Raw genomic sequence first — 9,747 nt, forward strand, 5'->3', positions numbered from 1 at the left:
GTTACTAAGAGAAGAGTGGGGTATATGTTTGATGATAAACAATGATGTATTAGTAAGTACTAAAAAGAATCTTATAAAAATTAATATAGCTGTTGTAAGCAGTTTTTTAATTATATTTTCACTTTGTATATATGGATACTTTAAAGCTCAGACATATAAAAATGTAGATAGTCATTTAAAGGATGAGCTAGAATATGTAAATATACAGTTAAATAGAAATAATTTATATGTGGTACCTAAATTATTAGACCCCAAAAATATGGTATATATATATAAAGACAATCAAGTGAAATATTTTACACCTAATGGGTACTTTAGAGATTATATACCATATAATAATAGTGATAGTTTAGGGTTTAATACTTATAAATACAATGGATACACATTTAGAGAACTAAAGTTTAATATGTCTGGATATACAATACAAGTAATAAGAAATATAGATTCTGAGATGGGGTTATTAAATAAGTTACTAGGTGTATTCTTTGTAGGAGCAATAATTGCTATAGTTACTACATATTTTATAGCATTGTACCTTACAAAAAAGGCATTAGTACCTATTGAAAAAACGTGGAATAACCAAGTGAAATTTATTCAAGATGCTTCACATGAACTCAGAACTCCTATATCTATAGTATCTTCTAAGTTAGAAAGTATATTAAAGCATCCTCAAAACTCTGTTAGTGATGAGGTAGAAACTATTGCAGATGCGATGAGAGAAAATCGAAGACTAAAAAAAATGGTAAATGACTTGCTACATTTAACTAAAGAAGAAAGTATAAATAAGTTAGAAATAGAAGTGTTTGATATAAATAAGTTGATAGAAAATATAAGTAGTGATTACATTGAAATTGCAGAAATACATGATAAAATGTTTTCATGTAACTTTGAAAATAAAAATAGGTATATAACAACAGATAAAAATAAATTAAGGCAGTTAATAGTAATATTTATAGATAATGCACTTAAGTATACAAGAAAAGATGATTGTATAAATATAAGTTTATACGAAAAAGAAAATAGTTTTATTATATCGATACAAGATACTGGAATAGGAATTAATAATGAAGAAATTGATTTTATATTTGATAGATTTTTTAGAAGTGAAAATGTTAGAGATAAAGAAATTGATGGATCGGGTATTGGACTTAGTATTGCTAAAATGATTATAACTAGCTTGAAAGGAAATATAAAAGTATATTCTGTGTTAGATAAAGAAACTAAATTTGATATAACAGTACCTAAAAAGATAAAAAATAATTGATTTGAAATAAATCGACTGGGTATAATATAAAATATACAGAAACATAGTGTATTATTTACAAAAATGTGATAAAGTTACAGAATAAAATTACTTTATAACATAAAATATAAGAAAGAATAAAAATTATAAATTGATATAAATTAGGAGGATAATAATATGGCTAATATAGTAAATACAGGAAGTTTTAGAGGGGCAGTAGAGGAAAATAAAGGAGTGGTTGTTGTAGACTTTTTCGCAACTTGGTGTGGACCTTGCAAAATGTTAGCTCCAGTATTTGAAAGTGTATCAGAAGAATTAAATGATGCTAAATTTGTTAAAGTTGATATAGATGAAAGTTTAGAGTTAGCTCAAAAATTTGGAATATCAACAGTTCCAACTATGATGATATTTAAGGATGGTAAAGTAGTAGATAAATTAGTAGGATTTATGCCAAAAGAAAGTTTAAAAGGTAAAGTAGAAGCTCATTTATAAGAAAAAGGAACATAAACAAAATGAATTTTTATTAGGGTGCTAAGTTATATTAGCACCCTAACTTACATATATTTAAATTTAAAAATAAAAAAAGAGGGTGAATATATATGAGATATGATGTAGCTATAATAGGGAGTGGTCCAGCAGGGGCATCAGCAGCTATAAATGCAACTATAAGAAATAAAAAAGTAATACTATTTGGAACAGATGATTTAAGTGCTAAACTAATAAAAGCACCATCTATAGACAACTATTTAGGATTTTATGACATAAGTGGAACTGATTTGAAAGATAAATTTAAAACTCATTTAGAGGAAATGAATATAGAGATAACAAAAGCAAAAATAAATAACATATATGCAATGGGAGATTATTTTGCATTGATGTCTGGAGATGATATGATTGAAGCTAGTACTGTTGTAATTGCTACAGGAGTAGAGTATGGAAAACCTATAAAAGGAGAAGAAGAGTTTTTAGGAAAAGGGGTAGGATATTGCGCTACTTGCGATGCGCCTTTGTATAGAGATAAAAAAGTTGCTGTTATAGGTTATAATCATGAAGCTGAAGAAGATGCAAATTTTTTAAGTGAAATAGCATCTAAAACGTATTTTATACCAATGCATAAAAATGAATTACATTTAAATGAAAATGTAGAAGTTATAAAAGATTTTCCACTAGAAATACAAGGTGACAATTTGGTTAATAAATTAAAATTAAGAAATCAAGAATTAGATGTTGATGGAGTATTTGTGATGAAAGATAGCTCATCTCCAAAAGCTTTAGTTCCAGGGATTGAAACAGAAGGTGTTCATATAAAAATTAATATAAATATGGAAACTAATATACCTGGATGTTTTGCATGTGGAGATTGTGCAGGCAAACCATATCAATATTTAAAAGCAGCAGGACAAGGACAAATAGCTGCACTTAATGCTGTTAGTTATTTAGATAAAAAGAAATTAGAAAATAGAAACCAACAATAAGAAGAAGCCGTAAGGCTTTTTTTATTGTATAATATTGTTAAATAGAAGCAATATAAAAATATCTGTGGAAATTTCGAAAAACTTATGATATATTATTAGTACCAGACTATAAAATGAGATTATATGACAAGTTTATAATAAGTAATTGATTGTGGAGGAACTTATATGAGTAATACAAAGTTAATATGTGATAGTTTATCTGATGTACCTAGACAACTAATAGATAAATACGACATACATGAAGTTCCATTAACAGTGATCTTTGATGGAAAAGAATATGTAGATGGCATAGATTTAAGTAAAGAAGAATTTTATAAAATGTTAAGAAGTAGTGAAAATATGCCTAAAACATCTCAATGTACATATTCTCAGTTTACAGATGTATTTAAGATGTACTTAGAGCAAGGAAAAGATATTTTATACATAGGAGGATCATCATCGGCTTCTGGAACCGTACAAAGTGCTATGATGGCTAAAAATGATTTAGAAGGTAATATACATATAGTAGATACAAAGAGTTTATCTATAGGTAGTGGATGCTTTTTATTATCAGCTGCTGAAATGATAGAAAAAGGTGACACTATAGACAATATAATAAATCATTTAGAGAAACTAAAAGAAAGTATAAAAATATTTTTTACAGTAGATACTCTGGATTATTTACAAAAAGGTGGAAGAATATCATTAGCTAAAGCTACTATTGGGAATATGTTAAATATAAAGCCTATTCTTTCTATAGAAGATGGATTTGTAAAACCAATAGGTCAAGTTAGAGGAAAAAAACAAGTTGTTAATAAAATATTATTATCAATTAAAGAGTATTTTGGAGCGGACTTAAGAAATACAAGAGTTATGATTACTTGCGGAGATAATTTTAGTGAATTAGATTCTTTTAAAGAAAAGTTAGAAGAAGAATTTCAAGTAGGAGAAATTTTAAGCGTGAATGTAAGTTCTTCTATATGTGCACATACAGGACCTGGAATAATAGGAATTGTTTGTTGTGAATTATAAAAAATAGACGTAAATAAGATATTATCTTATTTACGTCTATTTTTATTAAGCTAATCCGAATATATTAAATAAACCAGTTGTACATAAACATACCAAAAAGGCAATGGCAGTAGGCATTAAAAATCCAACAACTGTCCATTTAATGCTACCGGTTTCTTTTTTTATAGTTAAAAGAGTTGTAGCACAAGGCCAATGAAGCAAACTAAATAGCATTGTATTTATTGCGGTTAAATAAGTCCATCCATTATCTTTTAAAACTTCTCCTAGAGCTGATAAACTATCAAATTCAACCATAGAACCAGTTGCTAAATAAGACATTAAAAGTATTGGTATTACAATTTCATTTGCAGGAAAGCCTAGTATAAATGCAAGCAATATAAATCCATCAAGACCTATAAATTGTGCAACTGGATCTAAAAATCCTGCAACGTGAGATAATATACTAAGATCTCCTATATAAATATTAGCAAATATCCATGTTATAATACCGGCAGGAATAGCTATTACAACAGCCCTAGATAAAACAAATATAGTTCTATCGATTATAGATGTGTATATGACTCTTCCTATTTTAGGAGTTCTATAAGGTGGTAACTCAAGTGTAAAAGTAGATGGAACTCCTTTTAGCATAGTTTTAGATAATATATAAGAAACTGCTAAAGTTGTTAATATTCCAAAAACTATAGTTAAAGCTATGCAAAGAGCAACGACTGCGCTGCTAACAAATGAATCTTGAATAAAATATGTGAAAAATATAGTTGAGATAGCTATCAATGTTGGAAAACGGCCATTGCAAGGAACAAAATTATTAGTAAGTATGGCTATAAGTCTTTCTCTTGGAGAATCTATTATTCTACACCCAATAACGCCTGCAGCATTGCAACCAAATCCCATACACATTGTCAAACATTGCTTACCATGGCAACATGCTTTTTTAAACATATGATCAAGATTAAATGCAACTCTAGGTAAGTAACCAAAATCTTCTAGTAAAGTAAACAAGGGAAAGAATATTGCCATAGGTGGCAACATAACAGATATTACCCACGATAGCGTTCGATAAAGACCATAGCTAATCATTTCATTTATCCATATAGGCGTATTTAAACTAGCTAAAAAACTATATAACTTAGGTTCGAAACTGAATAAGAAATCTGATAAAATACTAGATGGAACATTAGCGCCTTCTATTGTAACCCACAATATTATGCAAAGTAGTAATAACATTAAGGGCAATCCAAATTTTTTAGAAGTTATAACTTTATCTATATTTTCATCTCTATGAAATTTATTTTTACTTTGAATATTGACGCATTTTCCATAAAGGTCTGTAGCATATGAATACAAGGTTGAATTCATAGAATCTCTAATTTTGATTTTATCTATAATTGATGGTAACTTGGATTTTACTTTAATAATAGTATTTTTATAATCTGAATTTATATAATTATTAATAGATTCATAAATACTTTCATCTCCGTCGATTAATCTAAGACCTAGCCATCTAGACTTTATATAAGGTATGCTATCAGATAAATCTGTATCTATTAATTTAAGTAAATTTTCTATATTATCATCATATTTTATAATTTTATTATTATATTTATATGATTTAGTTACAACTAAATCTAGGGTTTTAAGCAGTTCGTCCATACCAAAGCCATTCCGAGCAGAAGTTAGAACAACAGGTATACCGAGTTCTTGTTCTAGAAGAGTTTTATTTATAGATATACCTTTTTTTTTAGCTTCATCAACTAAGTTTATACAAAGTATAACATTATCTGTAAGTTCCATAATTTGAAATGTTAAGTTTAAATTTCTCTCTAATGAAGTAGCATCAGCAACTACTATAACGGCATCTGGATTTCCAAAGCAAGCAAAGTCACGAGCTACCAACTCTTCTTGTGATGCTGCGAACAAAGAATAAGTTCCTGGTAAATCTATAAGAGCAAAGTCTTTTTTATTATATTTAAAATCACCTCTAGCTGTACATACAGTTTTACCTGGCCAATTTCCAGTATGTTGTTTGAGACCTGTAATATAGTTGAAAACAGTGCTTTTACCAGTATTAGGATTTCCAGCTAAAGCAATAATGTATTGATCCTCTTTTTTATCTATATTAAACATATCCTTTAATGATTTTATTTTTGTTGAATCATAAGTTAGCCCCATAATTTTTCCCCCCTTGATTAATGCTATAAATATGAAACTATTATTTTTTCACCTTCTTCTTTTCTAAGTGCAATCATTGCACCTCGTATATTGTAAACTGTCAGATTATTTTTGGGACCTCGTCTTAAAACATCTATTAAAGCACCATTAGTTAAACCTAAGGCTAACATCCTTTCTCTTAGATAACCATCTGATAAAAGTCCTTCTACCCTTACGGTGCTACATACATCTACATCAGTAAGTTTAACCATGAAAAATACCTCCATAATTCTAAATAAGTTTTAGCCTAAGCTAAATTTCTTACAATAGATATTATGAAAAAACTCACATATTTGTTACATAAAAATAGAATATATAGTAATAAAAGAAAATATATTAGATATAAGAGCGTATTAGGAGGGGATATGTTGAAAGCGTTTAATCAGTTTTATACATTTAACGAGTATATGAAAAGTAATAACTTAAGCCCTAATGAAGAAGATTATATAGAAATGATTTATAGATTATATATTGAGCGTGAAGAAGTTAAGATTAGCGAGTTATCAAAAGCTTTAAATATAAAACCATCATCTGTAAGTAATATGGTTAAAAAATTACAAGAAAAAGATATAATAAATCATGAAAAATATGGAGCTATAATTTTAAGTAAAACAGGGAAGGAAATAGGCGAGCAATTATTATATCGACACAATTTAGTTGAAGAATTTTTGAATTTAATAGGAATAAAAGAACATATTCATGAAGAAACTGAAAAGATAGAGCATACTATAAGTATAGAAACTTTAGTTAGAATAAGTAATTTAATTAGTTTTTTTAAAGAAAATAATGAAGTAATGGGTAAGTTCAGTGAATATAAATAATAATATAGAGAGGGTTAATATATGAAAAAAAATTATAAAAATATATTGAAATTAATTCTTATACCTATATTTATTTTAGGAGTTACTATTCCTAATAGTAATTTCAAGCCTGTTTTATCTGTAAATAGAGTTGATTCGAGTGATAAAATATATGAAAAATATTTGATTGAAAATAAAAAAACTGAAGGAATAAGTATAATTAATAACAATAAAGATAAAAATAAATTAATGAAAAATGAAGAAGCTTATATAATTTTCAAAAATAGGCCTGGAAAATATTACAACAATGTAACTATAAAAAATAAAAATAGTGATATAATTATAAAATATGAAGAAGCAAATATAGATGATAGTTACAACAATGATATATACAATAGTAGGATAGGTCCAATAATGCTTTTGAAAATAAAATCTAATGAAGAAATAAATGGTTTTAAATTGTTAAATCATTAATTAAAAATCATACAAAAATCATATGAAATTCATATGAAAAAACTACAATTAGAACTAAGAAGGAAGTGAGTGAATATGACTATTATTTTAATAACTGCTGTTTTAGTAGTATTAATGTATGGATTGTATGTAGCTGCATATATATCTGAAAATGTAGCTGATGACAATGTAGGATATGAAAAATAATATATAGACATAAAAGTGCCCTAGATACATATCTAGGGCATTAAATTTTATTTAGTCAATATTAGTATAATAAGCAATACCTATACTTCCTGGACCAACATGAAGGCCTATTATAGGACCTATAGATTGTATATGAACTTTAGTATTTAACTTTTCTTCTAGAATAGTAGCTAAAGCTATACCTTCTTCTTCACAATTTATGTGATGAACTATTATATCTCCAAGTCCTTTTTTATCTATATCAGTTAAAACTGAGTTTATGATTGTATCTACTGCTTTTTTTCTAGTACGAACTTTAGTAAATACTGAAGTAACTCCTTCATGAACTGTAAGGATAGGTTTTATTTGAAGTATAGAACCTAATAAAGCAGAAGCACTACCTATTCGTCCACCCTTTTTTAAATATTCTAGAGTATTAGGTGAAAATAAAAATTTACTATTATTAAAAACTAAATTACATCTATTTATAACCTGATCTACAGATTTACCTTGTGAAGCTAATTTAGCTGCTTCTATAACTGCGAATCCCATTTGCATACAGTTTGTTTGAGAATCTAGTATATGTATGTCGGCATCAGGATAGTCATCAAGAACCATATTTTTAATTAAATTAGCACTAGAGAAGGTACCACTCATGCTAGAAGATAGAAAAATACCTACTAATGAATCGCCCTTTGATACTATATTTGTAAAAGTACTTAACATTTCATCTGGAATAGGCTGTGAAGACTTTGGAATTTGTGATAAAGAACTCATCTTGTCATAAAAAGCTTCATTATCTATATCTAGTTCACGCAAGCTTTCGTTATCCATAAAAACATTAAGAGATACTACTTTTATGTCATATTTTTCAATGTACTCCTTAGGTATATAAGATGTACTATCGGTAACTATTTTTATAGCCATAAAAATCTCCTCCTGGATATTAAAATTAATTTAAATTATATTTTATTATATATTAAGACAATTCATTATATAATAAAATAATTGAATTGTAAAATATAAAAAAAGGAACTATTTAGTTCCTTTTGATAATTAATCATTTTTGCAATTTTCACAAATACCACGAAGAATAACATTGCAAGATATAATTTCTAAATTTAGTTCATCTGAAATAATATTAGGAATTTTTTTTAGTATATCGCAGTGTATATCTTGTATGTTACCACAGATATCGCAAATCATATGGTTATGTTCAATTACATTGGCATCAAATCTATCTGGAAGACCAGGCATACTAACTTTTTGTATAAAACCATGATTTACAAGTTGAGATAGATTTCTATAAACAGTTCCTAAGCTTAGATTATGATTATCTTTCTTTAAATAATCATATATAAAATCTGCAGTAGGATGAACTGTATTGTCCTTTACCGCGTTTAATATAAGTTCTCTTTGTTTTGAAAATTTCAAAATACCACCTGCTTATAAATTTTTTTATAATAAATATACCCTTTAAAGTAAATTTATAATCAAATTATATTATAAACTAAAACTAAAAATATTAAAATAGAGTAGCCGAAGAGTGAGGCTACTCTATATGTGTGAGTTAAAAAATTTTATAGAGATTATTTAGTAAAATGTCTTTCTAATAGACCTAAAAATGCTTTACCATGTCTAGCTTCATCTTTACACATTTCATGAACTGTATCATGTATTGCATCTAATCCTAAATCCTTAGCTTTTTTTGCTAATTTTAACTTGCCATCAGTTGCACCATACTCAGCTTCAACTCTAACTTTTAAGTTTGCTTGAGTATCTGCAGCAACAACTTCGCCTAATAATTCAGCGAATTTAGCAGCATGATCAGCTTCTTCAAAAGCTATTCTTTTATAAGCTTCAGCAACTTCTGGGAAACCTTCTCTGTCAGCTTGACGACTCATTGCTAAATACATACCAACTTCTGTACATTCACCAACAAAGTTAGCTCTTAAACCTTCTAATATTTCATCATCAACACCTTGAGCGACACCTATTCTGTGTTCATCAGCCCATATCATTTCACCTTTCATTTCTTCGAATTTATCAGCTTTTACCTTACATACTGGGCAAATTTCTGGAGCATTTTCACCTTCATGTATATATCCACACACTGTACAAACAAATTTTTTCATATTTTTATTCCTCCTAATTTTAGAAATAGTAATCATTACTATTATTATTTATATAAATATAATATATTATATTAAATAAGTTGTCAATATTAAAATTAATAATAACTAAAATAATAAAGTGGAATTTATTATTTTAGTTAATTCTAATTATATATGTGTATAGAACCAAAGTGGCTATTAGATTGATTGAATATAAGTTAATTATTATAAACAGTATAGATTATATATTTGCT

At 27.3% G+C, this 9,747-nt stretch carries 11 protein-coding genes; 6 read left to right on the forward strand and 5 right to left on the reverse strand.

Features of this window, described 5'->3' with window-relative positions; translation table 11 throughout:
- The 4 genes from ACRCYC_RS16725 to ACRCYC_RS16740 all read left to right on the forward strand — a co-directional run.
- Positions 1–1,264 (forward strand): sensor histidine kinase (locus ACRCYC_RS16725; RefSeq protein ID WP_438620236.1); only part of this gene is annotated, 1,264 nt, incomplete at its 5' end.
- A gap of 156 nt (positions 1,265–1,420) precedes the next feature.
- Positions 1,421–1,735, forward strand: a complete 315-nt coding sequence (gene trxA / locus ACRCYC_RS16730; RefSeq protein WP_438620237.1) for a thioredoxin — start codon at positions 1,421–1,423, stop codon at positions 1,733–1,735.
- Positions 1,736–1,842: 107 nt separating this feature from the next.
- Positions 1,843–2,718 carry an NAD(P)/FAD-dependent oxidoreductase gene (locus ACRCYC_RS16735; RefSeq protein WP_438620238.1) on the forward strand — a complete coding sequence of 292 codons (876 nt, stop codon included), beginning with the start codon at positions 1,843–1,845 and terminating at the stop codon, positions 2,716–2,718.
- A gap of 165 nt (positions 2,719–2,883) precedes the next feature.
- Positions 2,884–3,729 carry a DegV family protein gene (locus ACRCYC_RS16740; protein ID WP_438620239.1) on the forward strand — a complete coding sequence of 282 codons (846 nt, stop codon included), beginning with the start codon at positions 2,884–2,886 and terminating at the stop codon, positions 3,727–3,729.
- A gap of 45 nt (positions 3,730–3,774) precedes the next feature.
- Here ACRCYC_RS16740 and feoB read toward each other — a convergent pair whose 3' ends face one another.
- Complete coding sequence (gene feoB / locus ACRCYC_RS16745; RefSeq protein WP_438620240.1) at positions 3,775–5,901, reverse strand: ferrous iron transport protein B; 2,127 nt, start codon at positions 5,899–5,901, stop codon at positions 3,775–3,777.
- A gap of 23 nt (positions 5,902–5,924) precedes the next feature.
- On the reverse strand, positions 5,925–6,152 hold the full coding sequence (locus tag ACRCYC_RS16750) for a FeoA family protein (protein WP_438620241.1): 228 nt from the start codon (positions 6,150–6,152) through the stop codon (positions 5,925–5,927).
- Between the two features lie 153 nt (positions 6,153–6,305).
- Between ACRCYC_RS16750 and ACRCYC_RS16755 the strand changes: the two genes are divergently transcribed.
- Both ACRCYC_RS16755 and ACRCYC_RS16760 read left to right on the forward strand, forming a co-directional pair.
- Entirely contained in the window at positions 6,306–6,761 is a 456-nt protein-coding gene (locus ACRCYC_RS16755) for a metal-dependent transcriptional regulator (RefSeq protein ID WP_438620242.1), read from the forward strand.
- A gap of 21 nt (positions 6,762–6,782) precedes the next feature.
- Positions 6,783–7,214: a hypothetical protein gene (locus ACRCYC_RS16760; RefSeq protein WP_438620243.1), complete on the forward strand. Its 432-nt coding sequence runs from the start codon at positions 6,783–6,785 to the stop codon at positions 7,212–7,214.
- Positions 7,215–7,451: 237 nt separating this feature from the next.
- On the opposite strand, the gene ACRCYC_RS16765 is transcribed toward ACRCYC_RS16760, so the two are convergent.
- The 3 genes from ACRCYC_RS16765 to ACRCYC_RS16775 form a co-directional block, all read right to left on the reverse strand.
- Positions 7,452–8,306 (reverse strand): DegV family protein, encoded by an 855-nt coding sequence (locus tag ACRCYC_RS16765; RefSeq protein ID WP_438620244.1) that lies wholly within the window; start codon positions 8,304–8,306, stop codon positions 7,452–7,454.
- A 129-nt stretch (positions 8,307–8,435) separates the two neighbouring features.
- A complete protein-coding gene (locus ACRCYC_RS16770) occupies positions 8,436–8,813 on the reverse strand; it encodes a Fur family transcriptional regulator (RefSeq protein ID WP_438620245.1) in 378 nt (125 codons plus the stop codon).
- A 155-nt stretch (positions 8,814–8,968) separates the two neighbouring features.
- Positions 8,969–9,514 (reverse strand): NADH peroxidase, encoded by a 546-nt coding sequence (locus ACRCYC_RS16775; RefSeq protein WP_438620246.1) that lies wholly within the window; start codon positions 9,512–9,514, stop codon positions 8,969–8,971.
- Between the last annotated feature and the right edge of the window lie 233 nt (positions 9,515–9,747).

The sequence above is a fragment of the Paraclostridium sp. genome (assembly GCF_051657365.1).
Classification (GTDB): Bacteria; Bacillota; Clostridia; order Peptostreptococcales; family Peptostreptococcaceae; genus Paraclostridium.